This is a genomic window from Pseudomonas sp. AK181 (assembly GCF_051122975.1).
In the GTDB taxonomy this organism is placed as follows: domain Bacteria; phylum Pseudomonadota; class Gammaproteobacteria; order Pseudomonadales; family Pseudomonadaceae; genus Aquipseudomonas; species Aquipseudomonas lactis.
Genome location: NZ_CP146348.1, coordinates 5203787 through 5230625 on the forward strand (window position 1 = coordinate 5203787; position 26839 = coordinate 5230625).

Here is a 26839-nt window from a genome sequence, read left to right on the forward strand (position 1 = left end):
ATTGAGCCTTCCATCTGCTCCTCGACCGCTCCAATGCTCAAATATTGAACAGCACCGGACATTCAGTGCGGGCGATTGTAGTTAGCTAGCGATGTATAAACCATGTCTTATAAAGAAATAATTTTTATCGATTCCAGCAACAATCCTTCACCAAAGTTGCAAAGATTCGCGATCTTATCGTGTTCGATTCTCAACAAAAACCACAAAAATTGCCGTGTTATTGGGCACAGTGCCACTTCCCTTACGGCTTGTAAGGGCATGCGGATGCCGTCCAAGTCCCCATAAAACAAGGCATTCATAGAGGCTGCAGGGGTTGGGGCCGCACACAAATCGGGCCACTGCACGAACCACGAACTGACAGCACAATTTGTGCGCCGGGTGCAAATTTAAGGGCCGATTTGGCGGGTCAGAAACGTCCTGCGACAGCGTCCGTGTGACAACATGTCGCACGCTGCGCGCACCTTCCGTTGCCCCTCGTCACGGTGCTTTCACAAATCCCTACAAACAAAAACGCTCCGGCCTTCATTCAGAAGGAACGGAGCGTTTGGCAGGTGCGGCGACTCAGGCTTTGGGATGACGGTTGCGATAGATGCACAGGGGCACCAGGATCGCCGTCAGCACGAATGCCACCAGCGCCCATTGGGCCAGGGACAGGCCGAGGATCGGCGGGTAAGGAGTGCTGCAGAAGCCATCGACCTGGAAGCCCAGGGGAAACACCTTGGCCAAGGGCAGATCGTCGACGATCGGTTGCAACACATCGATACCGCAGCTGACCTGGGGGAAGAACTGGGTGTACACATGGTGGCCGGCCGCAGCCACACCACCCAAGGCGCTGAGCACCACCAACCCTTCAAAGAACGTCAGCGCGCCCTTGGTACGCATAGCGGCGCCGATGAACGCGAAGAGCGCAATCAGCAGCAAGGCGTAGCGTTGCAGAATGCACAGCGGGCACGGTGCTTCGCCCAGCACCACCTGCATGTACAGCGCCCCGCCAATCAGCGCCAGGCAGATGATGCCCAGCAACACCAGAAAGCGCCGCTCCCTGCCCAAACGCATGTCGTCAATCATCCCCGTCTTTCCCTTTCTCTGATTATGGTTGTGCCTGATGGCAACAAGTTTACACACAGGCAGTGGTTAAAACAGAGAGGGGTTAACGGCGGATTAATGGTGGCAAATGTAGTGATTGTGCGGACGCCATCGCGGGCAAGCCCGGCTCCCACATTGGAATGCAATCCTCTGTGGGAGCCGGGCTTGCCCGCGATGATGCCGATACGGTCAATTGGCCAACTTTATTCCAGCGCCGCTGCCGGCCCAAAGAACTCATAGCGCGCCTGCTTCTCTGGCACACCCAGCGCCTTGAGATGCCGCTTGACCGCCGCCATGAAGCCCTTGGGTCCCAGGAAGTAGGCATCAATGTCGCGCTGCTCAGGCAACCAGGCCGCCAGTTGCTCCTGGTTGAGCATCCCGACCTTGTCCGCCGCTGGGCTGATGCCGTCATCCTCGGCGTAGCAGTAGAAACGCTTGAGCTGCGGATGTTTGGCCGCCAGCGTGTCCACCCAGTCACGGAACGCATGCACCCCGCCGTTACGGGCGCAATGGATGAAGTGCACCGGACGTTCGGTTGCCAAGGCGGCTTCGAGCATCGGCAGTGTGGGCGTTATGCCTACCCCACCGCTGATCAGCACCAGCGGTTTATCACTGGCGGCCAGGGTGAACTCGCCCGACGGCGGGAACAGGTCAATGGTCGCGCCGACGTGCATCTGGTCATGCAGGTAATTGGAGACCCGCCCACCCGCTTCGCGCTTGACGCTGATGCGGTACAGGCCAGTGTCGGTGAGGGCCGACAGGGAATAGTTGCGGCGCACTTCTTCGCCATCGAGCACCAGTTTCAGGCCGATGTACTGGCCGGGGGCTGCGGCCAGGATCGGGCCGTTGTCCACCGGGGCGAAGTAGAAGGAGATGATCTCGTCGCTCTCCTCCACGCGCTTGACCAACAGGAACGCCCGCGCCCCCCGCCAGCCGCCGGGCGCCTGGGCTTTTTCGTCGTAGATGGCCGCTTCGGCGCCGATCAGAATGTCTGCCAACTGGCCATAGGCCGCGCCCCAGGCACTCATGACCTCGGGGGTGGCAATCTCGCTGCCCAGCACTTCAGAGATAGCCCGTAGCAGGCAGGCGCCAACAATGGGGTAATGCTCGGGCAGGATCTGCAAGGCCACGTGCTTGTTGATGATCTTGGCCACCAGGTCGCCCAGTTGGTCCAACTGGTCGATATGCCGCGCATACATCAGCACGCCATTGGCCAAGGCGCGAGGCTGGTCGCCACTCGCTTGGTGGGCCTGGTTGAACAGCGGGCGGACTTCGGGATACTCGGACAGCATCATGCGATAGAAATGGGTGATCAGCGCTTCGCCGCCGCTTTCCAGCAGGGGCACAGTGGATTTGATGATTGCACGGTCTTGGGCACTAAGCATGGGAGACTCCTGGGTCTTCTTACTGATTGCCTTAAAGCAGTCAGTAATCGTGCCAACTTATAAACCCTTTAGTTTCAACAAGTTAAATATTATGTAGTCAATATGACCTCCTACACTTTATAGTCATAAGGACTACAAGGAGTCATTATGACTGCACAACCCCTGCTCACCACTTTGCTGCCGTTGGTCGCTGACCTGTCCCGGGACTTGCCCGAAGGCGAGCGCTACCGACGCCTGCTGCAAGCCATGCGCGCCCTGCTGCCCTGCGACGCCGCCGCGTTGTTACGCCTGGATGGCGAGTGGTTGGTGCCGCTGGCGGTGGACGGCTTGAGCGCCGATACCTTGGGCCGACGCTTCAAGGTCAGCGAACATCCGCGCTTCGAGATCCTGCTGAGCAGCCCCGGCCCTACCCGCTTCGACAGTGACAGCGAACTGCCCGACCCCTATGACGGCCTGGTCGCCGGTTTGCACGGCCACTTGGAAGTCCACGACTGCATGGGCTGCCCGCTGTTTATCGACGACCAGCCCTGGGGCCTGCTGACCCTGGACGCCCTCGACACCGAGCGGTTTGAACGGGTCGAGCTGGACGCCCTGCAAGCCTTCGCCAGCCTTGCCGCGGCCACCGTCAACGTGGCTGAACGCATCGAGCGCCTGGCACTGCGCGCCGAAGACGAGCACCAGCGCGCCGAGATCTATCGCCAGGCCAGCGGCCAGCAGCACAAGGAAATGATCGGTCAGAGCAAAGCGCACAAGCGCCTGGTCGAGGAAATCAAGCTGGTCGGCGGCAGCGACCTGACCGTGCTGATCACTGGCGAAACCGGGGTCGGCAAGGAGTTGGTGGCCCAGGCGATCCACGCCGCCTCTTCGCGCGCCGACAAACCGCTGATCAGCCTCAACTGCGCCGCCCTGCCCGAGACCTTGGTCGAAAGCGAACTGTTCGGGCATGTGCGCGGCGCCTTTACCGGCGCGTTGAACGAGCGCCGGGGCAAGTTCGAACTGGCCAATGGCGGCACCTTGTTCCTGGATGAAGTGGGTGAGTTGTCGCTGACCGTGCAGGCCAAGTTGCTGCGCGTGCTGCAAAGCGGCCAGTTGCAGCGCCTGGGCTCGGACAAGGAGCACCAGGTGGATGTGCGCCTGATTGCCGCCACCAACCGCGACCTTGCCGAAGAGGTGCGCAATGGCCGCTACCGCGCCGACTTCTACCACCGTTTGAGCGTCTACCCGCTGCAAGTGCCGGCGCTGCGCGAGCGCGGGCGTGATGTCTTGCTGTTGGCAGGTTTCTTCCTTGAACAGAACCGTTCGCGCATGGGCCTGGGCAGCCTGCGCCTGACCGGCGATGCCCAGGCAGCCCTGCTGGCCTACAACTGGCCGGGCAATGTGCGCGAGCTGGAGCATTTGATCGGACGCAGCGCGTTGAAAGCCCTGGGCAACTGCCGCGAGCGCCCGAAGATTCTCAGCCTGAGCGCCCTGGACCTGGACTTGCCCGACGTGGCTGCGGCGGAGGCCGAACAAGCACCGGCCCAAGCCCTGCCCATGGTCAGCGGCGACCTGCGCCAGGCCACCGAGCATTACCAGCGCCAACTCATCAGCGCCTGCCTGGAGCGTCACCAGCACAACTGGGCCAGCGCCGCCCGCGAACTGGGCCTGGACCGCGCCAACCTGGGGCGCATGGCCAAGCGGCTAGGCCTCAAGTGATCGGTGATCGTTGATCGTTCCCACGCTCCGCGTGGGAATGCCTCACGCGACGCTCCGCGTCATGGCCTCGAGAGCGGACGCGGAGCGTCCCCAGCGGTATTCCCACGCAGAGCGTGGGAACAATCGAGCGCACGGGCCTTACGAAACACCAGCACATTCCCCAGCATCACCAGCACCAGCCCCATCAACGCCGGCGCCGTCCACTGGTAGCCCTCGGCGAATGCGGACACATTCAGCGCCACCACCGGAAACAGCACCGTGCAATACGCCGCTTTCTCCGGCCCCATGCGGCCCACCAGAGTGAGGTAAGCGGTAAAACCAATCACCGAGCCCGGGATCACCAGGTACCACAGCGCACCGATATACCGTGCACTCCAGTCCATCTCGAAGGGAATACCACGCACTGCGCAATAGGTCGCCAACATCGCCGCCCCATAGGCCATGCCCCAGGCATTGGTGGTCAGCGGCTTGAGCCCGGCTTTTTGTTGCAGGCTCGATAGCAGGTTGCCCGCCGAGAAGCACAGGGTGCCCAGCAGCGCCAAGCCCAGACCAAGCAGCGTTTGCGGGCTGCCGGTATGCCCAACCAGTTCCGGCCAGAATAAAAAGCCCAGTCCCAGCAGCCCAAGCGCGCCGCCCATCAGCACGTTGCGCGCCACCCGCTGGCCGAAAAACACCCGGGCATTGAGCGCGTTCCACAAGGTCGCCGTGGAAAACACCACCGCCACCAGGCCACTGGGGATCCATTGGCTGGCGGTGAGAAAGCACATGAAGTTGACGCAGAACAGGCACAGCCCCTGCGCCAGGCAGATCAGGTGCCCGCGCCGGTTCATCACCTGCAACCTGCGGCTGAGCAACAACAGCACGAACAGCACCAGGGCGGCCAAGCCGAAGCGATAGACAATCGACACAGGAATCGCCACCACGCCCAACTGCCACTTGAGCGCGATCCAGGTGGTGCCCCAGATGAGCACCGTGAGTAGATACAGGAAAAGATTCATAGCCGGCTCCGTCGATTGAGCCACAGTGTGGCCCTCCCCCCGGATAACGTTCTTGCACATTCTTGCGCTTTTGTCGGGCGATGGGCTCACAGCGCCAGCGGTGGAGCGTAGGATGCAAGGCGTCGGAGAACACACCATGCCAGAGCTGCAATCGCTGCACGTCTTCCAAGCCCTCAACCGCTCGCCCCACGCACGCCTGCAAGCCTGCGCCGAGCTCGGTGACGGGTTGGCTGCGGCCGTGTGGAGCAACCACCATGACGCCCAGGATTACCAGGCCCCCAGCCATCACACCTTGTCCTGCTACATCGGCGGCGGCACGGGCACCTTTCGGCGTGATCAGCCGGGCCTCAAGGGTGGCCCCGACAAATTGTGCATCCTGCCGGCCGAGCATCAGTCGGCCTGGGTGATCAATGGCGATATTCGCCTGGCCCATCTGTATTTCAGCCCGGAACAATTTGCCCTCGGCTGCGTCACCCTGCTGGACCGTGAGCCACGGGAGTTGCAATTGCGTGAGGGCACCTTCCTTGAAGACCCCTTCCAGGCCCAGCGCTTTCGCCAGTTGGTCAGCCTCAACTGGCACGAGCCCGGCGAGCGCCTGCTGACCAGCAGCCTGGCCCATGAACTGCTCAGCCATACCCTGCTCAGCCAGGTCGGCGCCCGCGAAGGCTTGCGCTTGAAAGGCGGGTTGGCCGCGCACCAACGGCGGCGGTTGGTGGAGTACATCGACCAGCATATGGAAGACGCCATCAGCCTCGGCCAACTGGCCGCCATGTGCGCGCTGTCCGAATACCATTTCGCCCGGATGTTCCGCCAGAGCTTCGGTGTGCCGCCCCATCAATACCTGCTGGCACGACGTCTGGCGCGAGCGCAAAACCTGCTGCGCAGCAGCGCTTTGCCGATCAGTGAGCTGGCCTTGCTGTGCGGTTTCTCCAGCGCCAGCCATTTCAACCAGCGCTTTCGCCACGCCATGGGCGCCACGCCGAGCCAATACCGCCAGGCATTCTGCGCCTAGACCATCAAGCCCAACGTCTTCGCCTTGGCCACCGCCTGGGTGCGTCGCTCTACCCCGAGTTTGCTGTGGATACGCCGCGCGTGCGTCTTGACGGTGTGCAGGGAGATATACAGGCGATCGGCGATTTCCAGGTTGGAGTTGCCCAAGGCGATCAGTTGCAGCACCTCCAGCTCACGCTGGCTCAGCGGGTTTTGCGCCGCCCCGGCAGGCGCGGCCTGGGGCTCCAGGCCCAGCTCACTTAAAAGCCCCGGCGCGCGCAAACGCAACTCGCGAACCGCCTGCTGCACCTGGCAACGCTCCGCCAGCGCCAAGCCAGCTTGCAGCGACCGGCGCGCCAACGCCGGGTCGCCAAGCTGCCAGGTCACTTCACCGAGCACCAGGTGCAATTCGGTTTCCAGGCAAAGCATGCCGCGTTGCCGTGAGGTGTCGAGCAAAGCATTAAGCCGCGCGATAGGTTGCTCGGCACAGCCCAGCTTGACCTCGGCCAGCACCAGCAAATACTCCAGGCGCGGGATCAGCTCCAAGGTGGCCGGTGGCGCCTGTTTGGCGCAAGGCCCGCGAAAGTGGCGTAACACCCGGCGCACGGCCTGCACCGTCAATTCGGCGCGGCCTTGCTGCAACCAGAAGTGCCCACTGACCAACAGCAATACCGCGCGGTACACCGTGTCGGGGACCTGACGCTGCTGCATCAGGCGCTCGGCGTCGCGCAATTGAATGAAGGCCTGGGCGTAGTCGCCACGATTGGCTGCCAACAGCGCCAGGCCCAGGAAGCCATACAGCACGCGCTTATCCTGGCTCTGCTGGCACATGCTCAAGCCGGCCTCGAAACATTCGGCGGCCAGGGTGTCCTGGCCCTGACGCAAGGCCAGATGCCCGCGCCGCAGGACAATACGCCCCACCAACGGCCCGGCGGTGAGCCGTTGCCCGGCCAACATCGCCTGCACCGTCTCCAATAGGCTCTGTGCCCGGTACGGCGCGCCACGCTGCTCCAGCAATTGGGCGTGATCCAACTCCAGCAGGGCCTCCAATACCAGCGAACCGTGGGACCGAGCCAGGCAAAGCGCTTCACGGTTCAAGCGTTGGGCGGCCTCCAGCTCACCGCGCAGCAAGGCTTGCTGGGTCAGGCCCGACAGGCACATCAGACGCGATGTCCAGGCGCTGTCGGGCAGCGCTTGCAGGGCTTCAAGAAAATGCTCGCGGGAGCGTTCGGCATCGCCGCTCAAATGCAGCAACCAGCCCCATTGCGCCTGCCAGCGCGCCAGCAAATAGCGCTGCGCGGCGGCCGTCGGTTGCGGCGCAAAGCGGGCCAGTTGCTCGATGCACAAGGCTGCCTGTTCGAAGCGCCCGGCAAACAACAACGCGGCCGTGAGCAGCCCCACCAACTGCGCCGAACCCAACATCAATTCATCGCCCTGCTGTTCATGCAGGCGCAACAGCAGTACGGCGTTCTGCTGGCGAAACAAATCCTCAAAACTGAAGTGCTGTAACAGGCTCACCGCCACTTCATATTCCTGCGCCAGCAACGCCTGCTCGAAGGCCGCTTGCCAGTCGCCCTCGGCGCTGAACCATTGGCAGGCCCGGCGGTGCCACGAACGCTTGGCCGGCCAGGGTTCGTCGCGCAGCAGTCGCGTCAGCGGTGCAAACACCTGCAGCCAGTCGCCGGTGCCTTCCCAGGGCTGGATAAATGCACCGAGTGCTTGTAGCTCGCGCAGGTACTGTTCCCCGTCACCATGGCCGAACAGGTGTTCACACAAGCCTAGATTGAAGCGTGGCAGATGGGCCAATACGTGCCAGGCTTCGACCAATGGCGCCGGCAAGGTACTGAAGAGTTCGTGTTGCAGGTAATCCAGCAAGGTCTTGTCGGGGTGGTTATCGCCCAGCGCGGCGATGCGTACACCGGCACACCAACCGCCGCTGAACTGCATCACGCTGTCAACGCTCTGCCCTGGGGCGAGCAGTGCCTGGACTTCCGCAGCGTTGAACGACAACTCACTGCATTCCAGCAATTCGTCCTCCAGCAACAGGCGCGGCCAGTTGCACACCGGGCGCCGCCGCGCACCCAGCCACCACGTCAGTTGCGCACTGCTGGCGCTGAGCAGACGGTCGAGCAACGCGTCCAATTCGGGAGCCGGCAGGCGGCAGAAATCATCCAGAAACAGCCACGCAGGCTTGGGCCAGTGGCTGAGGTCGAGCAATAAGGTGGCTTCATCGACAAACACCAGGCCCAGGTGCTGCGCCAGCCGTGTGCACAACTCCAACGGGCTGAGTGCTGCGCCATGGAGCGGCACCCAATGAACCAGGCGCCCCGCCGGCGCCTGCAATGCACACTCGGCGAGCAGTGCACTCTTGCCACTGCCACCCGGCGCGCACAGCAACTTCACACGCGCCTGCGCCGCGAGCAAAGGCTGTGACAAGCGCGGACGCAACAGGTGGTGGGCGGACAGCCGTGGCATACATCCAGAACGGTCCAGGCAGCGGGTCATGGCGGTCATTGCTGCATCCTGCTGTTTTTATTGTTGCGTCACCCTAGACCTGTGGTTGGCGGTTGTTGAAGAAGTATTCAGCGGGGTGATTGAAGACCATAAAAATCGCGGTGGACACCATTCGGTGTGGGAGCTGGGTTGCCTGGGATGGTCATCGGTATCTACACCACTTCGGTACGACGCTGATCCTGTGGCGGCCTGATAGCCGACGCTGATGTAGCTGACGCGCCGCAGTCCAAATGTGGGAGCTGGCTTGCCTGCGAAGGCGGCCTAACAGTCAACACAGTTGGACCGGATACATATCCGTTATTTAGGTAACGGCCACTTAGGGTTCCGCCCTGACGGCGGCTCACTTTCGAAAAGCGCGAAAGTAAGCAAAGCGCTCTTGCCCCACCACTCGGCACCTCGCTTAGGCTCGGTGTGCCCGTAATCCGCCAGTGATTTGGGGGGCCGCCGCCACGCGCCATCCATGGCGCGGGGCGGCTAAACCGGCATCCCTGCCGGTTTACCCCCCAAATCACTGGCGAATTCCGGCCAGCGTGGTTTAACGGGGCGCCTGAGATCAAGATCACAAGCAGATCAAGAGCAAGATCAAGAGCGGCTCGCTTCGCATCGTGGTTACCGTCCACCGTTACAGCGTTGTGCAGATACCTATGGCTATCGCAGGCAAGCCAGCTCCCACCTTTTCAACCTCACTTCGATGCGGAGTCAGCGAACGCCCTCCGTCCTCAGTGCCGCCGGGGTGTAGTCCGCCGCCTTGGCCGCGAAGCCGAACACGAAGCTGCTCTTCTCTTCATTCTTCATACCCAGCGCGATGTAGCGCCCGGCAATCAGGTCGTACAGGGTTTCCACGGTGTAGGCCGGCACCTGGTGGTCGTAGTAGAACTGCGAATGGCCTTCGGCGACACGCCACAGTTGGCCGCGGCCGTCGTAGTGATCCACCAGCGCGACTTGCCAGCTGTCTTCGTCGATGTACATGTGGCGCTTGGCGTAGATGTGCCGCTCGCTGGGTTTGACGGTGCCGACCACTTCCCACACGCGGTGCAGTTCGTAACGGGTCAGGTCCTGGTTGATGTGCCCGGCCTTGATGATGTCGTCGTACTTGAGGCTCGGCGAGTCGAGCTTGTAGCTGTTGTAGGGGATGTACATCTCCTTCTTGCCCACCAGTTTCCAGTCATAACGGTCGGGCGCGCCGGAGAACATGTCGAAGTTGTCGGTGGTGCGCAGGCCGTCGGAGGCGGTGCCTGGGCCATCGTAGGACACCTGCGGCGCGCGCCGCACACGGCGCTGGCCGGCGTTGTAGATCCAGGCCAGGCGCGGTTCCTTCACTTGGTCGAGGGTTTCATGCACCAGCAGCACGTTGCCCGCCAGCCGCGCCGGGGCGGTGACCGATTGCTTGAAATAGCTGAGCACGTTGGCGGCCTTGGCCGGGTCGATATCCGGGATGGCCTGGGGCACCGCCACTTCCTCTTCGAAGCGAATCGGCGTGTAGCTGCCATTGGTCTGGGGCGTGGCCTGGGTGATGATGCGCCGCAGGTTGCCGCCGTGGTAACGGGTGATGTGGTTCCATAGCACCTCCACGCCATTCTTGGGGATAGGGAACGCGTAGTAACGGTTGCCGGTGAAGTTCTCCAGGCCGTTGCCATCGTTGATCGCCTTCACATTCACGGCGCTGCGCTTGATCGACTCGTAAATGTCCGCCGGCAAGTTGACCGTGCGGTGGCTGGGGTATACCGGGATTTTGTAGGTTTCTGGGTAGCGCTTGAACATCGCCACTTGGCCGTCGGAGAGTTTGTCCTTGTACTTGTCCACCGTGGCGGCGGTGATCACGAACAGCGGTTTTTCGTTGGCGAAGGGGTCAGCCAGGAAGCCCTTGCTGTCCACTGCGCCGGCGTTTTTCGGGATGCCGCCGGTCCAGGCCGGGATCGAGCCATCGGCGTTGCCGGCTTTTTCGGCGCCGACCGGGGTCAGGGTGGTGCCGAGCTTAGCGGCCTCGTCGGGCGAAACCGCCGCCATTACGTTGGCGGCCAATACGCTCAGGGCCAGCACTGCAATCATCTTACGCATAGGGTCTTGTCCTTCTTTTAAGCCAGATCAGAAGTTCACGCCGAAGCTGAGGGCGAGGAAGTCGCGGTCGGTCAGGGTGTTGTAGTCACCGCCAAAAAAATCGGTGTAGCTCAGGCTTGCGGTGTAGGTGCTGCGATAGTCCGCATCCACGCCGACGCTGATGGCCTTGGCGCCTTTGTTGAACAGGCCGTTGGGGCCGTAACCGGCCACGTCATGGGACCAGGACAGGTTGGGCTTGAGGTTCACACCGGCAATGGCGTTGTTGTAGTCAAGGATCGCCCGCGCCCGATAGCCCCACGAGGTGGAGGTGACAAAACCGTCGGTGTCACCTTGAAAACCGTAGGCGCCGTACACCGAGTCTCGGCCGTAGCGCAGTTTGCTTTTGTCTTCCAGGCCGGCGACGTGCACCACCGCCGCTTCGCCCACCAGGGTCAGGCGCTCGGCGCCCAGTACCTGGTCGAAGAACTGGGTCATGGTGCTCTGGATCTGGGTGATTTCCTTGCGGCGGTAGCCTTTGTTGTCATCGCCGAAATTGCTGCGGATGGGTGAGGCGAGTTGGCCCGCGATGGGGTTGACCAGGGCCAGGGTCAGGTCAGTGGTGTTGAGCTGCACCGGCGCATTAGGCCGATAGCTGATCTCGCCGGTCCACGCCGTGCCTGTGGGCAAGGTGGTGGAGAAGCTGGCGCCGAACAGGCGGATGTCTTCCGGGTAATCCAGATAGTACTGGCCACGGCCGAGCATGGTGCTTTGCGCCAAACCGGCGCCAGAGCCAGGCGCCAGGGCGTTGGCGGTGTTGATGATGCGCCCGATGGTCGCCAGGTTGGTATTGGCGGTCAGGGTGCCGACGGTCGGTGTGCGGCTGTGGTAGTTCATGAAGTACAGGCCGTATTCAGTGTCATCGCCCAGCCAGCGCAGGGCCGCGCCGAACTGGCCGGAGTCACGCGCATCGCGGTCACCGGCACGCCGCACGATCACGCCTTCATTGGTCACGCCAAACCCTTGGCCAAAGGCCGCCGCCACCGGTTGCAGCGGTCGGATCGCCGGGCTGCCGACGGTGTAGTTATTGGTGCAGCCGTCCGCCGCCACGTCCCCACCGAAGAAGGTGCCGCAGTTGTCGAGCACCGTCTGGTCCCATTCCAGTTGGTAGAAACCTTCCACGGTCAGTTGATTGGTCAGGCTCTGGGAGGCAAACAGCATGTTCACCGGGATCAAGCCTTCCTTGATCTCGGCACCAGGCCTGCGGAACGCCGACACGTCGATCGGGTTGATGCTGTTGATCGAGTTACCGATGAAGGTACTTTCGCCCCAACTGACCACCTGCTTGCCGGCGCGCACGGTGCCGGGCAGGTCGCCCAGGGAGTAGTTGTGGTAGACGAAGGCATCGAGGATCTGCGCACCGCTGGATTTGGCGCCTTCCTTGCGGTTGTGGTCGCTGATGGGCTTGAACTCGCGGTCTTCGTCCTTGAGCTCGAAGTCGTACCAATACTTGCCGCGCACGAATACGCCGGTATCGCCGTACTTCAATTCAAGGTCGTGCAGCCCCTTGAAGATCTTGGAGAAGGTCTCGCCCTTCTTGAAGTTAAGACGCCCGTCATCCCCGGTGGACGCCTGGCCCGTACCGCCATTAACGGTGCCGACCAGGCTTTTATCGGCATCGCGCATGCCCCAACTGGCGCCGACCGACAGCGAGGAGTCGAATTGCCCCTCGATCTCGCCGATGTTGAACGAAACAGCCTGCGCCTGGGCACAGCAGCCCAGCGCAACCGCAGTGGCCAGCGCCTGTGGCGTGAAGATGGCGCGCATTATTGTTTTTGTCATGCGTCTTCCCCGGTGAGTGACAGAAGGCCCCACCCTACTGCCGCCTTTGAGGAGCGATAAGCGCACCAAGGAGGTATTCGTGTTGTCGCTCGAAAGGATGACGGGGTTCGCTGGCCGGGCGTTGGCCCGGGGCCATGCATGCGATGGATGAAGGGTTATCAGAAGAATCGATGGCGCCTTGTAATTATTGCCGATCTGGTAATAGTCCTTGTCCCGATTTGCTATTACTCATTCTGTTACAACCGATTATTCTTGCCTGGCTTTCAGGGCAAACAGCCCGCTCCCGCATTGGGGAGAAAAGCTGATTTTTAACGGATTGATCCAGTAATCAGTCTGTTCCCGGTGTTCACTGACGTTGATTTGTCGCTCCTTGATCCAACGTCTTACTTCGGCCGCTGCCTATGCAGCGGCCTTTTTTATGCCCCAAATAAAACGGGGCGTCATGGACGCCCCGGGGGATTCATTGATTTACCGGCAATGATCAGAGGCTGAACTTCTGCAAGTTAGCCATCATTTCCTTCAACGCCTCGATGTTGTCCTTGGGGTGCGCAGCCCCTTCGAAATCGCAGATCTGCTGCCAGTGCGCGGCCACATCTTCCGGCGAAAAACCGGCCTCGGGATCAAAGCCCACGCCCAGGCTGCGCTCCCAACGGGTCTTGCCGATCCAGCCGCCACCCACTTCAAACAAGCCGGCAGTTTCTTCACAGGCTTCACTGCCCAGGTACACCACCAACGGGCTGACCAGTTCGGGCTTGAGTCGCTCGAACACTTGCGGCGGGATCAGCCCTTCGGTCATGCGCGTGCCACCGGTGGGGGCAATCGCATTGACCAAGATGTTGTTCTTGCGCCCTTCCAGCGCCAGGGTGCGGGTCAAGCCATACAGGCCCAACTTGGCCATGCCGTAGTTGGACTGGCCGAAGTTGCCGTAGATACCGGATGTCGACGCCGTAAAGATCACCCGGCCATAACCCTGCTCGCGCAAATGCGGCCAGGCGGCGCGGGTGACTTTGTAGGCGCCTTCGACATGCACCCGGTAAACCAAGTCCCAGTCGCTGTCATCCATTTTATGGAAGGTCTTGTCGCGCAGGATCCCGGCGTTATTGACCACCACGTCGACCCGGCCGAAGACATCCAGGGCGTTCTGTACGATCTTGTCGCCGTCGGTGACGGAGTCATGGTTGGCCTCGGCAATGCCGCCCGCCGCGCGAATCTGCGCCACCACCCGGTCGGCCGCCGAGGCATTGGCGCCCTCGCCTTGGGTTGAGCCACCCAAGTCGTTGACCAGCACTTTGGCCCCGTGCTTGGCGAACAGCAGCGCATGGGCCTGGCCCAAGCCACCACCGGCGCCGGTGACGATCACGACCTTATCCTGGAACTGCACTGACTCACTCATACCGAACTCCGCTGGCGACAATGGGAATAGGCAGAGTGTCACGCACGCAGCCTTTGGTCACAATAAAGACGGCCAGGGCTGAATGGTGCCTGATAAGGCAGCGGGATGATGCGCAGGCTCAGGAATAGGCCGCACGCGGTGAGGGCTGGCCGATGCGCTCACGAAACGCTTGGTAGTGCCTGAGCACCTGGACCGGCGCCTCGATCTGCGGGTAGTGGCCGATATTGGCCAGCCATATCGTGTCGGGCTCGGGCACCAGTTGGCGATAGCGCTCAACCATATGGGCACCGGAAATCGGGTCTACCTCGCCGTCGATCACCCGCAGCGGCACTTCGCCTCGCTGCATGGCCGCCAGCCAACGCTCGCGCAGGCGGCGGCGTTGGGGAATATAGGCGATGAGTTTGTGCAGGATACGCGGGCCGTCGTTGCAACTGATCAAACTCCAGAAATCATCCAGCACGCTTTCACTGGGCCGCGTCTGGGGGCCGAAGATCTGGTTGAAACTGCTGGCCAAGGCATTGCGCCCAAAGGCCCGGCCGATCATCCAGCCCAACGGGCTGAGCAGCAGCTTTTGCACCAGCGCCGGCCGATGGGTTTCCGGAAACAGGCCGCCGTTGAGAAATACGCAGCTCGCCATCTGGAACCGCCCCTCGTAATGCCGGGCCAATAATTCCTGGGCGACGCTGTCGCCATAGTCATGGGCCAACACATGCACCGGCCGCTCTACCCGCAGATGCTCAAGCAGCGCCTGTTGCAGATCGGCCTGTTCCAGCAGGCAATACTCGTGGTTCAAGGGTTTAGCGGAGTCGCCAAAGCCGAGCATGTCGCAGGCAATCACCAGGTTGCGCTGGGCCAGGGGCTGCCACAGGTAATGCCAGTCCCAACTGGCCGTGGGGAAACCATGAATCAGCAGCAACGGCTCACCCTGCCCGGCCACCCAATACCGTACGGTGTGGCCACGAAAGACGAAGTCCTGGCCGCGCTTGCGCCAGGCTCTGAGCGGTATCTCGGCGAGTGGCATCAGCTTTTATACCCGGGGTCCTGTTGGTCCAATTTGCGCAGCAATGCCGGCCAGGCCAGCGCACCGCCCATACCTTGGGCGCTTTTTGTGACAGCTGCCACCATCGCCTTGGCACCGGCGAGAATCTGCGGCTCGATGGCGATCAACTCGGTGCCGCCGCTCTGGGCCAGTACCTGGATCTCGCAGGCGCGCTGGAAGGTGAACATCATCAGGAAGGTATCGGCGATGGTACCGGCGCAGGTCAGCAGGCCGTGGTTGTGCAGCATCAGGAAATTGTTCTGGCCCAAATCCGCTTGCAGCCGGGCCTTTTCCTCGTGATTGAGCGCCACGCCTTCATAGGCGTGATAGCCCAGGCTCGACAGCACGAACAGCGATTGCTGGCTGATGGGCAATACACCCTGCTTTTGCGCACACACCGCCACGCCCGCAGCGGTGTGGGTATGCAGCACGCAGGTCACATCGTGGCGCACTTCGTGGATGGCGCTGTGGATGGTGTAGCCCGCCGGGTTGATCTCGTAGGGGCTGTCCATTTGCTTATTACCGGCTTGGTCAACCTTGACCAGGCTCGACGCGGTGATCTCATGGAACATCAACCCATAGGGGTTGATCAGGAAATCTTCAGTGCCCGGCACCTTGGCCGAAATATGCGTAAAGATCAGGTCATCCCAGCCGTGCATGGCCACCAGGCGATAACAGGCCGCCAGGTCCACGCGGGTTTGCCATTCGGCGGCGCTGACCTGGGCTTTGACGTTTTGTGGTGATGGAGCAGGGGCTAGGCTCATGGCAATGACCTCCTTGGCGCACTTCTTATTGTGTCTAAAGTGAGAGCCAGTCTAGTCAGACGCCGAGGCGCAAGGAGTTTCCTTGGCAGCCAGCTTGATGACTGAGCGAGTCAGCCATGAGAATAGTACATATCGGTGTCAAACAAGCGCCGTCAATAACGGCGCTCTCAGGTGCTCAACCGCGCAGTGCCGCGACCAACTCGGCCAGCCAAGGCTCGGCGTCAGCTTCCGGGGTGACGCTTTCGCTGGCGTCCAGGCGCAGCATCGGCAGCACTTCGTGGACGCCCAGTTCGGCGAACAATTCGCGCATTTGTTCACCACCGCCACAGAAGGTATCGCCATAGCTGGCGTCGCCCAGGCCGATGACTGCACCTGGCAGGCCGCGCCAGTCGGCGGGCAGTTGGTCGCGGATGGCTGAGTACAGAGGTTGCAGATTGTCGGGCAACTCGCCCATGCCGGTGGTCGAGGTCACTGCCAGGAATGCCTCGGGAGCAAAGGCCTGCACGTCTGCCAGCGTGGCACGAGGGTTGTGCCAGGCGTTGAAACCTGCGTCCTTGAGGAGTTCTTGCGCGTGGCGAGCGACTTCTTCAGCCGTACCGTAGACCGAGCCGGAAAGGATGGCGACTTTCATCAATCTGATCCTGTAGTTGAGTGAAAGCGTGGGATATTAGCAGCCTGTGCCAATATTTCAGTGCGCGCCGTGCAACATTCCAGACTTGCCATAAACTGGCAAGGTCAAAACCAGGCCAGGGACCGCTCTATGATTAACGCCAAACTGCTGCAAATGGTCGTCAATGCGTCCAACGACGGGATTGTCGTTGCCGAACGCGAAGGCAAAGACAAACCGCTGATCTACGTCAACCCGGCCTTCGAACGGCTGACCGGCTATACCCTGGACGAGATCCTGTATCAGGACTGCCGCTTCCTGCAGTCGGGCGATCGCGACCAACCGGCCTTGATCGCCATTCGTGACGCGCTCGACAGCGGCGGCGCCTGCCGAGAGATCCTGCGCAACTTCCGCAAGGACGGCACACCTTTCTGGAACGAACTGTCGCTTTCGACCGTGTACAACGACGTCGACAAGCAAACGTATTTCGTCGGCGTGCAGAAAGACGTCACCACTCAAGTCAAAGCCCAACAGCGCGTCGCCCAACTGGAAGCCCAGCTGGCCGAGCTAAAGAGCGAACTCGCGGCACTCAAGGCGACGAGTGGATTTAACAAACTGTAAAAAACGCGGTCTTTAGAGCGATAATGGCTTTTTAATGCCTCAGCCTTGAGCTAGATCAATGCAACGCGACACGCTATTGACGCAGGACGAACTGGATTTTATCCAGGACATGCAACACAACCCGCAGCTCAACCTGCGGGATGCATGGTCGAGCCTGACGGTTAATGGCGGCGCACAGATTCGCGATTTGCTCACGCGGCTGGCCGCTCACGACCAAGTCACCATCCAGGCGCAGTTCGACAACCAGCAACTCACCTTCCCGTTGCACCTGGTGGAAGATGAGTTTCATGCCGTGCATTTGCGCCTGGGCGTACCGAGCATTTTTGAAGATGGGCCGATGATCCGCCCATGGCGCCTGGCCCTTGAAACGCCGGTGGCACTGGAAAATATCAAAGGCTACCCCAGCGCGTTGTGGGTGCACGAAGTGTCATTCAAAGGGGTGCTGGTAGAAGTGCGTGGCCGGGTCAAACCGCCGAAGACCTTTTCGCTGTGGTTCAGCCCTTCGGGCTACGAACGGATCGCTTTGCGCGGCACGCTGGAGCGCGAAACCGCCCGAGGCCTGTTCGCTTATCGCCTGAGCCAGAGCGATGCCGATGAGATCGAACGGCTACGCCAGTTCATCCTGCACCAACACCGCCTGGTGCATCCTCACGTTCACGCCTGAGGCTCGGTACCCTGATGGCCGCTAAGCAGTTGCTGCAATCGGCGCGGCATCAAGCGCCCGTCATTGCCCAGGCAACCAATCGACGACCCTGCCAGGCTGTGTTCTGCCAGGTCCGACGCCTCTCCAGCCAGCAGCAACGGGCAATCGAGGGTGAAGGCCAGGCGATTGAGCCGCGACGCCAACTCTGCCCCTGGGGCGTGGTTGGAAAACAGCACCAAGGCTTGCGGCCGGGTGCGCTCGCAGATCAGCGTCAACTCATCCAGTGGCTGGCCAACGCCCAGGACCTTGACCGCCAGTTTCTCGCTCGACATCAACAAGCCCGCCACCAGTAACTCCAGCTCACGGCACTCTCCGGCAATGGCTGACAGCAACACCCTGGGCGCTGGCGAGGCACTGGCCACTTGCAGGCACCGTGCGACGCGCGAGCGCAGGAAATTGTCGAAGAACAGCCACTCGCTGGCTTGGCCAAAGCGGCCTTGGTGACGTAACAACTGTTGCCACAGCGGGACCAAAATGTCCTGGAACACCACGGTCGTCGAATAGACGCTGAAGATCTGGCCATACAACCGGTCGAGCTCACGATCATCAAAGGCACTGATGGCCAGCCGAAGTTGCGTCTGCCACTGGCACCACTCCAGTTCGGTATCGCTGCGTGACGCGGTAGCCGGTTCGTTGGCCCGTGGGTCGCGCGCCAGGAGCTTGCCGACTTTGCTCACCGCCACGCCCCGCTCGATCCAGCCGAGGATGCGGTGCACGGTGTCGATATCGGTGCTTGAGTACAGCCTGTGCCCACTTTCGGTGCGTAAAGGCTGGATCAAACCGTAGCGACGCTCCCAGGCACGCAAGGTCACCGGGTTTACGCCTGTGAGTCTTGCCACTTCACGAATCGGAAACAGCCCCTCGCAGTCAGAGTGGCTGTCGGGTGTCGTTTCGCGAAGAGGCGCAGTGATTTCGGGCATCAGCGGTCAAAAAAACTTGTATGAATTTGAACACCATTTAACGCCGATTGAACTGCATGATTCAAGATCTACGGCGATCCATCCGAAGTTTCTGGCGTATTTGGGCAAATCCGGAATAATCCTTGCCTGTTCTTTTGCGTCGCTGCACCACCCCGCAGCTTCGTCCGTGCACAGCCTACCCGGCTCGGCGCACTTGTTGATTTGGAGATATACGATGTCTACCTCACCCGTCACCTTGATGGTTGCGCGCCGCGTGGCCAAGGGTCGCTACGAAGAACTGATGGCCTGGCTGCGCGAAGGCGAGCAATTGGCGACTGACTTCCCGGGTTATCTGGGTTCCGGCGTGCTGGCCCCGCCGCCCCATGATGATGAGTTCCAGATCATCTTCCGTTTTGCCGATGAAAAAACCCTGCATGCGTGGGAGTTCTCCGCTTCGCGCAGCGCGTGGCTGAGCCGTGGCAGCGAGCTGTTTGCCGACCCGTCGGAGCACCGCGTCAGCGGTATCGATGGCTGGTTTGGTGCCGTGGGTGCACGCCCGCCGCGCTGGAAACAGGCAGTGGCCATCTGGCTGGCATTTTTCCCGGTATCGTTGCTGTTCAACTTCGGCCTGGGGCCGCTGCTCAGCGAGTTGGACCTGTTCAGCCGCGTACTGGTGAGCACCGCAGCCCTGACCCCGCTGATGGTCTACCTTTTTATACCGCTGTCGACCCATCTGCTGGCGAACTGGCTGCACCCCTCGCCCCCTCGCAAAGTCACCGAAGCCGCCGCTTGAGTACAGGGAGGCCGGGGCGCTGGTATAGTTTGAGCCTGCCAGCGACTTGAGCCTCCCATGAATGCAACCAACGCTCCGATCCTGATCACCGGTGCCGGCCAGCGCGTCGGCCTGCATTGCGCCGAGCGCCTGTTGGATGAAGGCCAAGCGGTGATTTTCAGCTACCGCAGCGAACGCCCCGGCGTGCAGGCGCTGCGTGAGCGGGGTGCCATCGGCGTGTTTGCCGACTTCTCCAGCGAGGCCGGCATACTGGCGTTCATTGCCGCGCTGCACACCCATACCCAAAGCCTGCGGGCGATCATCCACAACGCTTCAACCTGGGTCGCCGAAACCCCGGGCGGCGAAAGCCGTGCCTTTATCGACATGTTCAGCGTGCACATGCTTGCGCCGTACCTGATCAACCTGCATTGTTCACCTTTGCTGCAACGCTCGACACCCGCCGATATCGTGCATATCAGCGATGACGTGGTGCGCAAGGGCAGCCGGCAGCACATCGCCTATTGCGCCACCAAGGCCGGGCTCGACAGCCTAACGTTATCGTTTGCCGCACAGTTCGCGCCGCTGATCAAGGTCAACGGCATCGCCCCGGCGATGGTGATGTTCAACGAAGGCGATGACGCGGCCTATCGCGCCAAGGTCCTGGCCAAGTCGGCCCTGGGCATCGAGCCCGGGCCCGAGGTGATCTACCAGAGCGTGCGTTACCTGCTGGACAACCCCTATGTCACCGGTACCACCCTGACCGTCAACGGTGGGCGGCATATCAAGTAAGCCGTTTTTGAGGATGTTGTATGACCTTATCCCTGCCCCACCACTACCGTGAAATCCTCAAGGGCCTGGGCGAAGACCCGCAGCGCGAGGGCCTGCTCGATACGCCCAAGCGTGCCGCCAAGGCCATGCAGTACCTGTGTCACGGCTATGAGCAGAACCTGGAAGAAATCGTCAACGGCGCACTATTCGCGTCCGACAATGACGAGATGGTGATCCTCAAGGACATCGAGTTGTACTCGCTGTGCGAGCATCACCTGCTGCCCTTTATCGGCAAGGCCCATGTGGCCTATATTCCGACCGGCAAGGTGCTGGGCCTGTCAAAACTGGCGCGCATCGTCGACATGTTTGCCCGGCGCCTGCAGATCCAGGAAAACCTCACGCGGCAAATCGCCGATGCCATCCAGGACGTGACCCAGGCCGCCGGCGTGGCGGTGGTGATCGAAGCCAAGCACATGTGCATGATGATGCGCGGCGTGGAGAAACAGAATTCAACCATGAACACCTCGGTGATGCTCGGCGCCTTTCGCGAGTCGAACACTACCCGCATGGAGTTCCTGCAACTGATTGGACGGAGCAAGTAGCAATGCCACAACTTCAACCAGGCATGGCGCGTATCCGGGTCAAGGACCTGTGCCTTCGCACCTTTATCGGCATCAACGAGGACGAAATCCTCAACAAGCAGGATGTGCTGATCAACCTGACCATCCTGTATGCCGCCCAGGAAGCCGTACGTGATAACGACATCGACCACGCCCTGAACTACCGCACCATCACCAAGGCCATCATCGCTCACGTAGAGGGCAATCGCTTTGCCCTGCTGGAGCGCCTGACCCAAGAACTGCTGGACCTGGTGATGAGCAACGAATCGGTACTGTACGCCGAAGTCGAAGTAGACAAACCCCATGCGCTGCGCTTTGCCGAGTCGGTTTCGATCACTCTGGCCGCCAGCCGCTGATAGCAAGTGAGCCCTATGAACGACCAACAACGCCTCGAACTCGAAGCCGCCGCCTTTCGCCGGCTGGTAGCCCACCTGGACAGCCGCAAGGATGTGCAGAATATCGACCTGATGAACCTTGCCGGCTTCTGCCGCAACTGCCTGTCCAAGTGGTACAAGGCCGAAGCCGACGAGCGCCAGATCGAGCTCAGCCTCGATGACGCCCGTGAAGTGGTGTACGGCATGCCGTACGCCGAGTGGAAAGCCCAATACCAGCAGGAAGCCAACGCCGACCAACAGGCCGCGTTTGCCAAAGGCAACCCCCAGGGTTAGGCGCTAAGCCCTCACGACGTGGGGCCAGCCCGCGGGAAAAACCAGGAAAGCAAAAGCATGCAGATTCAAACCTTTGATACTGCGGATGTGGATCAGCAACTGGCGATTTCCGGCTGGCAGGAGCACTACCAGCAAATGTCCCCAGGGTATTTTCGGGGCAAAGTTGTCTACATGCAGTTGGACGGCATCGAGGTGTATGAAGAGCAGATGAACACGCGGGTAGAGCAGCATTTCCATGCGCCCGCCGGTTCACTGGTCTTCAGTTTTGATACGGGCGACGGATCGCTGTACCTGCTCAACGAGGATAGCCAGAACACCTGGGTCACCCCGCAAAACTATAAAGAAGTCGCGGTGGTGATCGGCCCTCAATACCTCAAGCAACTTGATTGCCTGAACTTGAGCAGCCTGGATGGCATGCTCCTCACCCCGCTGGTTTCCCGGCAGAGCCAGGTTTTTGGCCACTGGTTGAGCAGTACGCTTCAACGGTTGGCCGTGGGGCAATCCCCGGTGCCTGAAGCAGGGCTGGCACAACAGCTGGTCGACGATTGCCTGTATATCCTCGATTGCCCGAGCCAGACGCCAGACCTGGCAAGCCTGAAACACCGAGCCCATGACCGCCGTCTTATCCAACGGGTTTTCGACCTGGTCATGGCCAGCCCGCAAGAACACTTCAATGTATTGCAACTGGCCAACGGCGCCGGGGTGTCTGTTCGTCAGTTGCAACAACGCTTCACGTCTTCTATCGGTGTATCACCCAGCCAATGGCAGCGGTTACGCCGATTGAACTTTGCCCGCCGCGACTTACTGCGCAGGGTGCCAGCAGAGACAACCGTGGCGGAAGTCGCCATGCGCTGGTCATTCTGGCACCTGGGCCGTTTCTCCCAGGCCTATTACCAGCTTTTTGGTGAACTCCCCAGCCGCACACTCTTACGTCCCCGCTGAATCGGCCCCCAAGCGCTTGCGCACCAAAATGAGGCTCGCACGCAAGCGTAAATCGGATAGAGGCCAGCCTCCTTGCGCCCGCATTATCGACTTCAAACAAGGAACCGAGCGTTCGCCGGCCATTGATGTGCTGCGTCGCTAAAACCTCAATAGAACAAAATCAATAAAAGGACCTTTGAATGAAGCGATTGACCCCCTGTGTTCTGGCCGCGATGTTAACGGTCCCCTCACTGCAGGCCATGGCAGCAGCCGATCTGGTATTCACCAATGGCAAGGTTTTCACCGGTGTCCCCGGCCAAGCGCTGGCTCAAGCGGTGGCGGTGGAAAACGGAAAAATCCTCGAAGTCGGCAGCGACGCGCAGATCAATGCCCTCGCCGATGCCAACACTCAACGGTTCGACCTTGCGGGCAAGGTCTTGATGCCCGGCATGATTGATACTCACAGCCATCCGGTGTCTGCAGGTCTCGCGAGCCTGGGCGCCAACTTGCTGGATGAAGAAAAGCCATTGCCCGAGCTTGAGCAATGGATCATCGAGCAAGATAAGGCAGGCCGGGCCAGATCCGGGGACGTCATCTTAATTGCCGGCACCAGCTCGGCCTATTGGGATAAAAGCCGCGAACTGGGCAAGATCTTCAACCAGGGCCGCTGGGCCGACCAACCGCTGGTGCTCAGTGGCATCGACGGCCACACCGGCTGGGCCAACAACGCCATGCTCAAGCGTGTGAAAGTCGATGCCGCATTGGTAAAAGGCCTGCCTGCGAACGAGCGTGACTACATCGGTCACGAAAACGACTTCACCCCCACCGGTTATTTTGCCGAATCTCGCTGGGATCAGGTCCGCAATAAGGTTCCTGCACCGAGCAGAGAGACCATGCTCAAGGCCGCCCGCGAAGCGGTGAAGGTCAACAATGGTTATGGCGTCACCGCGTGGATGGATGCGGCATCAAACGCCGGCAATGGCGACTCGCTGTTCGACTTCAGCGCAACGGAGCAGAGCTACGGCGTGCTGCCGTTCTACCGCGAACTGGCCGAGAAGGGCGAACTCAGTGCTCACGTCGCCGCCTTGATGCTCACCAACTCCAAAAGCAAGCCGGCCGACCTGGAAGTCGTGGCCAAGGTGATGAAAAAATTCGAGGGCGTGCCCAATCTGACATTCCCCGGCATCAAGATCTTTGCTGACGGCATCATGGAGTTTCCAGGGCAGACCGCAGCGGTCATCGTCCCCTACAAAAACACTCATAAACGCGGTCAGTTGCTGATCGATCCGAAGCATTTCGGTGAGTTGGTGGTGGCTGCAGAAAAGCGCGGTTGGATCATGCATGTGCACGCGGACGGTGACCGTGCCGTACGTGAAGCCCTCAATGGCGTTGCTTATGCGCGCCGCCTCAACCCGACGCCTGTGGCCCATAGCCTCGCCCACTTGCAAGTGGTCGATCCAGAAGACTTCCCTCGCTTCAAGCAACTGGGGGTCATTGCCTCCATGCAATTGCTGTGGGCCACCAGCGAGAGTTACACCGAAGAACTGGTCAAGCCTTACATCAGTACGTCTGCCTACGATCACCTGTACCCCGCCAAATCGCTGCATGACGCGGGTGCAACCATCGCGGGCGGCAGTGACTGGCCCGTCTCTGGCCCCAACCCGTGGAATGCCATTGCTCAGGCCAATACGCGTAAGGGCCCATTGGGGGTGCTTAACGCCAAGGAAAGCCTTGATCGCCAGACCATGTTCTACGCCTACACCCTCAATGCCGCCAAAACTCTTCGTCTGGATCAACAGATCGGCTCGCTGGAACCCGGTAAGCAGGCTGACCTGATCGTCCTTGATCGCGATGTGTTCAAGGTCAGTGACGACGAGCTCTTCGAGACCAAGGTGCTGAACACCTTCTTCTCCGGCAAACAGGTTTACGCCCCCGGCTCCTGACTCACTCGCTCAATATTACGCAAACACCTGACGCCGCTCCCAGAGCGGCGCTGGGCACGGTCGCGCCTGGAATAACTCACACACTCATAACAATAAGAGACTCCTATGAACGCACTTTCCGTCTTCATGCTTGCAGCGCTCGCCTTGACGCCCCTGATCAACGCTCAAGCCGTCGAGCTCAACGACAGCTTCGAGCTCATCATCAACCCCGCGCTGGTCAGCGACTATCGCACCAGTGGTATCTCGCAAACCCTGGGTGACCCTGCCATACAACTGGGGATTACCCTCAACCACGCCAGTGGTTTGTACGCCGGCGTCTGGACCTCGAATGTCGACTTTGGCAATGGCTCAAAAACGCACCAGGAGATCGAATATTTCGCCGGCTATTTTTGGCAAATCCATGACGGCATCAGCCTGGACAGCTTCTACACGCAGTATGAATACCCGCGCGAAAGCGATTACAACCAGGGCGAAATCAAGACTGTCCTGGATGTTTACGGCGTTCTGCTCGGCGGCAAATACGTGCGCAACATGAAAGGCCCTGACTACGAGGATGAACATGGCGAGTTCCACAAGGGTAAACAAGACGAGGACCTGTCGTCGTGGTTCATCGGTTATCACACCGTGCTGCCCGCAGAGGTCGGCCTGGAAGCTCGCTATGAATACGTGGACTACAAAGACAACGTATTTTTCAGTAACAACGGTAACGGCCGTGCCGATTATCACAACTGGGAAATCAAGCTCAGCCGCGAGTTGGTCGGCGTTAACTGGTCGCTGAGCTATATCGACACCGACCTTTCGAAAGCCGAATGCACCAGTTTTACCGGCTTCGATAACCTGTGCAGCGCAACGATAGTGGCTGGCGCGAGCAAGACGTTCTAACCCGCCCGTCAGCTTGCATGTGGTTCGAAATAATCTTGAAAAAGTTACTATAGGTAATCTCACCTACACCCGTTAAGAAAGAGCCAGAACCAATGACTGATTTGAATACCCTGCGCGCCAGCCTCACCAGCGGCGAACATGCCTTTGCCGACACCCTGGCCTTTATCGCCGCCGGTTACGACTACCAGCCGCAAGCCTTCACCAACGGCGGTGTGGAAAATGCCGCCGGGCAAAATGAAGGCTCGTGCAAGACCTTGGGTCTGGCACTGCTGGAAGGGTTAAGTGATCAGGAAGCACTGCTGGCGTTTGGTGAGCATTACCGGTCGGTGGTGGCCACGCCGGACGGCAGTGACCATGGCAATATTCGGGCGTTGATTGCGCAGGGTTTGGCAGGTGTGAAGTTTGCCCAACAACCTTTGACTCGCCGCTGATTCGATGTGAAAACCCGATCAAGGTGGGAGCCGGGCTTGCCCGCGATGGCGTTGGCGACTGACACACCGCTATCGCAGGCAAGCCAGCTCCCACAGCGATTGGGTTAACACCTCAGGATTGCGGTGCTGCTTGAATCGCAGGCATAAAAAAACCGGCTTTCGCCGGTTTTTTTCAATTCAACGGGTTTAGAACGAAGCGTCCTTCAAACCGTCGAGGTAACGCTCGGCATCCAGGGCCGCCATGCAACCGGCGCCGGCCGAGGTGATGGCCTGGCGGTAGACGTGGTCTGCCACGTCGCCGGCAGCGAAGATACCTTCGATGTTGGTCGCAGTCGCATTGCCTTCACGGCCGCCCTGCACCACCAGGTACCCGTCCTTGGCTTCCAGCACGCCCTCGAACAGCGAGGTATTCGGGGTGTGGCCGATGGCGATGAACACGCCGTCGACTTTCAGCTCGTCGAAGCTGCCGTCGTTGTTTTTCAGGCGAGCACCGGTCACGCCCATGTTGTCGCCCAGGACTTCATCCAGGGTGGCGTTGAGCTTGAGGATGATCTTGCCTTCAGCGACACGGGCATGCAGCTTGTCGATCAGGATCTTCTCGGCGCGGAAGGTCTCGCGGCGGTGAACCAGGGTCACGGTGCTGGCGATGTTGGCCAGGTACAGCGCCTCTTCCACAGCAGTGTTGCCACCGCCGACCACGGCAACCGGCTTGTTGCGGTAGAAGAAACCGTCGCAGGTGGCGCAGGCCGAAACGCCCTTGCCCATGAACGCTTCTTCCGACGGCAGGCCCAGGTAACGAGCACTGGCGCCGGTGGCGATGATCAGCGCGTCGCAGGTGTACACACCGCTGTCACCGGTCAGGCTATAAGGCTTTTTCGAGAAGTCGACCTGGTTGATATGGTCGAAGACGATCTCGGTTTCAAAGCGCTCGGCGTGCTCTTTCATACGCTCCATCAGCACCGGGCCGGTCAAGCCGTGGACATCGCCCGGCCAGTTGTCGACTTCAGTAGTGGTGGTCAACTGACCGCCCGCCTGCATGCCGGTGATCAGCAGCGGCTTGAGATTGGCCCGGGCAGCGTAGACAGCGGCGCTGTAACCGGCAGGGCCGGAACCGAGAATAATCACTCGGGAATGACGGGTATCAGACATGACTCACTCCTACCGACCGCCCAGACCACAGGGCGGCGGGAATAAAAAAGGACGGCGAAGCACTTGGGGAAGGCTTTAACTCGCCAGGTCCTGAAAAATAATGGGTGCAGCGTAT

The 26839-nt window shown here is 60.6% G+C and carries 25 protein-coding genes; 13 read left to right on the forward strand and 12 right to left on the reverse strand.

Annotation, left to right across the window (positions count from 1 at the left end; all coding sequences use genetic code 11):
• Positions 1-561: 561 nt before the first annotated feature.
• Together V8689_RS23775 and hmpA are read right to left on the reverse strand one after the other, a co-directional pair.
• Positions 562-1068 (reverse strand): disulfide bond formation protein B, encoded by a 507-nt coding sequence (locus V8689_RS23775; protein ID WP_003194055.1) that lies wholly within the window; start codon positions 1066-1068, stop codon positions 562-564.
• Positions 1069-1289: 221 nt separating this feature from the next.
• Complete coding sequence (gene hmpA / locus V8689_RS23780) at positions 1290-2471, reverse strand: NO-inducible flavohemoprotein (protein ID WP_056788768.1); 1182 nt, start codon at positions 2469-2471, stop codon at positions 1290-1292.
• A 147-nt stretch (positions 2472-2618) separates the two neighbouring features.
• On the opposite strand from hmpA, the gene norR reads away from it, so the two are divergent.
• On the forward strand, positions 2619-4166 hold the full coding sequence (gene norR / locus V8689_RS23785) for a nitric oxide reductase transcriptional regulator NorR (RefSeq protein WP_056788765.1): 1548 nt from the start codon (positions 2619-2621) through the stop codon (positions 4164-4166).
• Between the two features lie 59 nt (positions 4167-4225).
• Here norR and V8689_RS23790 read toward each other — a convergent pair whose 3' ends face one another.
• The gene (locus V8689_RS23790) at positions 4226-5164 is read right to left on the reverse strand and encodes a DMT family transporter (RefSeq protein ID WP_056788762.1); all 939 of its coding nucleotides are present in this window, start codon (positions 5162-5164) and stop codon (positions 4226-4228) included.
• Between the two features lie 136 nt (positions 5165-5300).
• Between V8689_RS23790 and V8689_RS23795 the strand changes: the two genes are divergently transcribed.
• Positions 5301-6176, forward strand: coding sequence for a helix-turn-helix domain-containing protein (locus V8689_RS23795; RefSeq protein ID WP_056789217.1), 876 nt, complete (start codon positions 5301-5303; stop codon positions 6174-6176).
• On the opposite strand, the gene V8689_RS23800 is transcribed toward V8689_RS23795, so the two are convergent.
• From V8689_RS23800 to V8689_RS23830, 7 genes are all read right to left on the reverse strand, one after another.
• Positions 6173-8668: a LuxR C-terminal-related transcriptional regulator gene (locus V8689_RS23800; protein WP_056788758.1), complete on the reverse strand. Its 2496-nt coding sequence runs from the start codon at positions 8666-8668 to the stop codon at positions 6173-6175. The two genes, V8689_RS23795 and V8689_RS23800, sit on opposite strands and share 4 nt — an antisense overlap.
• A 699-nt stretch (positions 8669-9367) precedes the next feature.
• A complete protein-coding gene (locus V8689_RS23805) occupies positions 9368-10726 on the reverse strand; it encodes a DUF1329 domain-containing protein (RefSeq protein WP_056788756.1) in 1359 nt (452 codons plus the stop codon).
• Positions 10727-10753: 27 nt separating this feature from the next.
• On the reverse strand, positions 10754-12544 hold the full coding sequence (locus tag V8689_RS23810; RefSeq protein ID WP_047711749.1) for a DUF1302 domain-containing protein: 1791 nt from the start codon (positions 12542-12544) through the stop codon (positions 10754-10756).
• A gap of 481 nt (positions 12545-13025) precedes the next feature.
• Positions 13026-13937: an SDR family oxidoreductase gene (locus V8689_RS23815; RefSeq protein WP_044268345.1), complete on the reverse strand. Its 912-nt coding sequence runs from the start codon at positions 13935-13937 to the stop codon at positions 13026-13028.
• Positions 13938-14055: 118 nt separating this feature from the next.
• Complete coding sequence (locus V8689_RS23820; RefSeq protein WP_056788753.1) at positions 14056-14958, reverse strand: alpha/beta fold hydrolase; 903 nt, start codon at positions 14956-14958, stop codon at positions 14056-14058.
• Positions 14958-15740, reverse strand: a complete 783-nt coding sequence (locus V8689_RS23825) for a class II aldolase/adducin family protein (protein ID WP_056788750.1) — start codon at positions 15738-15740, stop codon at positions 14958-14960. Before V8689_RS23825 ends, V8689_RS23820 begins: the two co-directional genes overlap by 1 nt.
• A 175-nt stretch (positions 15741-15915) precedes the next feature.
• On the reverse strand, positions 15916-16371 hold the full coding sequence (locus V8689_RS23830; RefSeq protein WP_056788747.1) for a flavodoxin: 456 nt from the start codon (positions 16369-16371) through the stop codon (positions 15916-15918).
• 129 nt (positions 16372-16500) lie between these two features.
• On the opposite strand from V8689_RS23830, the gene V8689_RS23835 reads away from it, so the two are divergent.
• Together V8689_RS23835 and V8689_RS23840 are read left to right on the forward strand one after the other, a co-directional pair.
• Positions 16501-16968 carry a PAS domain-containing protein gene (locus V8689_RS23835; protein ID WP_056788744.1) on the forward strand — a complete coding sequence of 156 codons (468 nt, stop codon included), beginning with the start codon at positions 16501-16503 and terminating at the stop codon, positions 16966-16968.
• Positions 16969-17026: 58 nt separating this feature from the next.
• A complete protein-coding gene (locus V8689_RS23840; protein WP_032895350.1) occupies positions 17027-17632 on the forward strand; it encodes a hypothetical protein in 606 nt (201 codons plus the stop codon).
• Here V8689_RS23840 and V8689_RS23845 read toward each other — a convergent pair.
• Positions 17623-18591 carry a MerR family transcriptional regulator gene (locus tag V8689_RS23845; protein WP_056788743.1) on the reverse strand — a complete coding sequence of 323 codons (969 nt, stop codon included), beginning with the start codon at positions 18589-18591 and terminating at the stop codon, positions 17623-17625. The two genes, V8689_RS23840 and V8689_RS23845, sit on opposite strands and share 10 nt — an antisense overlap.
• A gap of 214 nt (positions 18592-18805) precedes the next feature.
• On the opposite strand from V8689_RS23845, the gene V8689_RS23850 reads away from it, so the two are divergent.
• From V8689_RS23850 to V8689_RS23890, 9 genes are all read left to right on the forward strand, one after another.
• The gene (locus V8689_RS23850; RefSeq protein ID WP_032895348.1) at positions 18806-19363 is read left to right on the forward strand and encodes an antibiotic biosynthesis monooxygenase; all 558 of its coding nucleotides are present in this window, start codon (positions 18806-18808) and stop codon (positions 19361-19363) included.
• Positions 19364-19420: 57 nt separating this feature from the next.
• Positions 19421-20131 (forward strand): dihydromonapterin reductase, encoded by a 711-nt coding sequence (gene folM / locus V8689_RS23855; protein ID WP_056788740.1) that lies wholly within the window; start codon positions 19421-19423, stop codon positions 20129-20131.
• A gap of 20 nt (positions 20132-20151) precedes the next feature.
• Positions 20152-20712 carry a GTP cyclohydrolase I FolE gene (gene folE, locus V8689_RS23860; RefSeq protein WP_003194072.1) on the forward strand — a complete coding sequence of 187 codons (561 nt, stop codon included), beginning with the start codon at positions 20152-20154 and terminating at the stop codon, positions 20710-20712.
• A gap of 2 nt (positions 20713-20714) precedes the next feature.
• Positions 20715-21086 (forward strand): dihydroneopterin triphosphate 2'-epimerase, encoded by a 372-nt coding sequence (folX, locus tag V8689_RS23865; RefSeq protein WP_003194073.1) that lies wholly within the window; start codon positions 20715-20717, stop codon positions 21084-21086.
• A 15-nt stretch (positions 21087-21101) separates the two neighbouring features.
• Positions 21102-21398, forward strand: a complete 297-nt coding sequence (locus tag V8689_RS23870) for a DUF1244 domain-containing protein (protein ID WP_056788738.1) — start codon at positions 21102-21104, stop codon at positions 21396-21398.
• Positions 21399-21455: 57 nt separating this feature from the next.
• On the forward strand, positions 21456-22340 hold the full coding sequence (locus V8689_RS23875) for a helix-turn-helix domain-containing protein (protein ID WP_056788735.1): 885 nt from the start codon (positions 21456-21458) through the stop codon (positions 22338-22340).
• Between the two features lie 179 nt (positions 22341-22519).
• Positions 22520-24262 carry an amidohydrolase gene (locus tag V8689_RS23880; protein ID WP_056788732.1) on the forward strand — a complete coding sequence of 581 codons (1743 nt, stop codon included), beginning with the start codon at positions 22520-22522 and terminating at the stop codon, positions 24260-24262.
• A 105-nt stretch (positions 24263-24367) separates the two neighbouring features.
• Entirely contained in the window at positions 24368-25144 is a 777-nt protein-coding gene (locus V8689_RS23885) for a TorF family putative porin (protein ID WP_056788729.1), read from the forward strand.
• Positions 25145-25236: 92 nt separating this feature from the next.
• The gene (locus tag V8689_RS23890; protein WP_056788726.1) at positions 25237-25575 is read left to right on the forward strand and encodes a HopJ type III effector protein; all 339 of its coding nucleotides are present in this window, start codon (positions 25237-25239) and stop codon (positions 25573-25575) included.
• 186 nt (positions 25576-25761) lie between these two features.
• Here V8689_RS23890 and trxB read toward each other — a convergent pair whose 3' ends face one another.
• Positions 25762-26724 carry a thioredoxin-disulfide reductase gene (trxB, locus tag V8689_RS23895; protein ID WP_010206474.1) on the reverse strand — a complete coding sequence of 321 codons (963 nt, stop codon included), beginning with the start codon at positions 26722-26724 and terminating at the stop codon, positions 25762-25764.
• Positions 26725-26839: the final 115 nt, after the last annotated feature.

What these genes read in the sequence shown, in the direction of transcription:
- folM (WP_056788740.1), top strand. Translation starts at nt 19,421, where the DNA reads ATGAATGCAACCAACGCTCCGATCCTGATCACCGGTGCCGGCCAGCGC.
- V8689_RS23790 (WP_056788762.1), bottom strand. Translation starts at nt 5,164, where the DNA reads ATGAATCTTTTCCTGTATCTACTCACGGTGCTCATCTGGGGCACCACC.
- norR (WP_056788765.1), top strand. Translation starts at nt 2,619, where the DNA reads ATGACTGCACAACCCCTGCTCACCACTTTGCTGCCGTTGGTCGCTGAC.
- V8689_RS23875 (WP_056788735.1), top strand. Translation starts at nt 21,456, where the DNA reads ATGCAGATTCAAACCTTTGATACTGCGGATGTGGATCAGCAACTGGCG.
- folE (WP_003194072.1), top strand. Translation starts at nt 20,152, where the DNA reads ATGACCTTATCCCTGCCCCACCACTACCGTGAAATCCTCAAGGGCCTG.
- V8689_RS23805 (WP_056788756.1), bottom strand. Translation starts at nt 10,726, where the DNA reads ATGCGTAAGATGATTGCAGTGCTGGCCCTGAGCGTATTGGCCGCCAAC.
- V8689_RS23835 (WP_056788744.1), top strand. Translation starts at nt 16,501, where the DNA reads ATGATTAACGCCAAACTGCTGCAAATGGTCGTCAATGCGTCCAACGAC.
- V8689_RS23820 (WP_056788753.1), bottom strand. Translation starts at nt 14,958, where the DNA reads ATGCCACTCGCCGAGATACCGCTCAGAGCCTGGCGCAAGCGCGGCCAG.
- trxB (WP_010206474.1), bottom strand. Translation starts at nt 26,724, where the DNA reads ATGTCTGATACCCGTCATTCCCGAGTGATTATTCTCGGTTCCGGCCCT.
- V8689_RS23890 (WP_056788726.1), top strand. Translation starts at nt 25,237, where the DNA reads ATGACTGATTTGAATACCCTGCGCGCCAGCCTCACCAGCGGCGAACAT.
- V8689_RS23830 (WP_056788747.1), bottom strand. Translation starts at nt 16,371, where the DNA reads ATGAAAGTCGCCATCCTTTCCGGCTCGGTCTACGGTACGGCTGAAGAA.
- V8689_RS23845 (WP_056788743.1), bottom strand. Translation starts at nt 18,591, where the DNA reads ATGCCCGAAATCACTGCGCCTCTTCGCGAAACGACACCCGACAGCCAC.
- V8689_RS23825 (WP_056788750.1), bottom strand. Translation starts at nt 15,740, where the DNA reads ATGAGCCTAGCCCCTGCTCCATCACCACAAAACGTCAAAGCCCAGGTC.
- V8689_RS23795 (WP_056789217.1), top strand. Translation starts at nt 5,301, where the DNA reads ATGCCAGAGCTGCAATCGCTGCACGTCTTCCAAGCCCTCAACCGCTCG.
- V8689_RS23815 (WP_044268345.1), bottom strand. Translation starts at nt 13,937, where the DNA reads ATGAGTGAGTCAGTGCAGTTCCAGGATAAGGTCGTGATCGTCACCGGC.
- V8689_RS23880 (WP_056788732.1), top strand. Translation starts at nt 22,520, where the DNA reads ATGAAGCGATTGACCCCCTGTGTTCTGGCCGCGATGTTAACGGTCCCC.
- V8689_RS23885 (WP_056788729.1), top strand. Translation starts at nt 24,368, where the DNA reads ATGAACGCACTTTCCGTCTTCATGCTTGCAGCGCTCGCCTTGACGCCC.
- V8689_RS23840 (WP_032895350.1), top strand. Translation starts at nt 17,027, where the DNA reads ATGCAACGCGACACGCTATTGACGCAGGACGAACTGGATTTTATCCAG.
- V8689_RS23850 (WP_032895348.1), top strand. Translation starts at nt 18,806, where the DNA reads ATGTCTACCTCACCCGTCACCTTGATGGTTGCGCGCCGCGTGGCCAAG.
- V8689_RS23800 (WP_056788758.1), bottom strand. Translation starts at nt 8,668, where the DNA reads ATGACCGCCATGACCCGCTGCCTGGACCGTTCTGGATGTATGCCACGG.
- V8689_RS23810 (WP_047711749.1), bottom strand. Translation starts at nt 12,544, where the DNA reads ATGACAAAAACAATAATGCGCGCCATCTTCACGCCACAGGCGCTGGCC.
- V8689_RS23775 (WP_003194055.1), bottom strand. Translation starts at nt 1,068, where the DNA reads ATGATTGACGACATGCGTTTGGGCAGGGAGCGGCGCTTTCTGGTGTTG.
- V8689_RS23870 (WP_056788738.1), top strand. Translation starts at nt 21,102, where the DNA reads ATGAACGACCAACAACGCCTCGAACTCGAAGCCGCCGCCTTTCGCCGG.
- hmpA (WP_056788768.1), bottom strand. Translation starts at nt 2,471, where the DNA reads ATGCTTAGTGCCCAAGACCGTGCAATCATCAAATCCACTGTGCCCCTG.
- folX (WP_003194073.1), top strand. Translation starts at nt 20,715, where the DNA reads ATGCCACAACTTCAACCAGGCATGGCGCGTATCCGGGTCAAGGACCTG.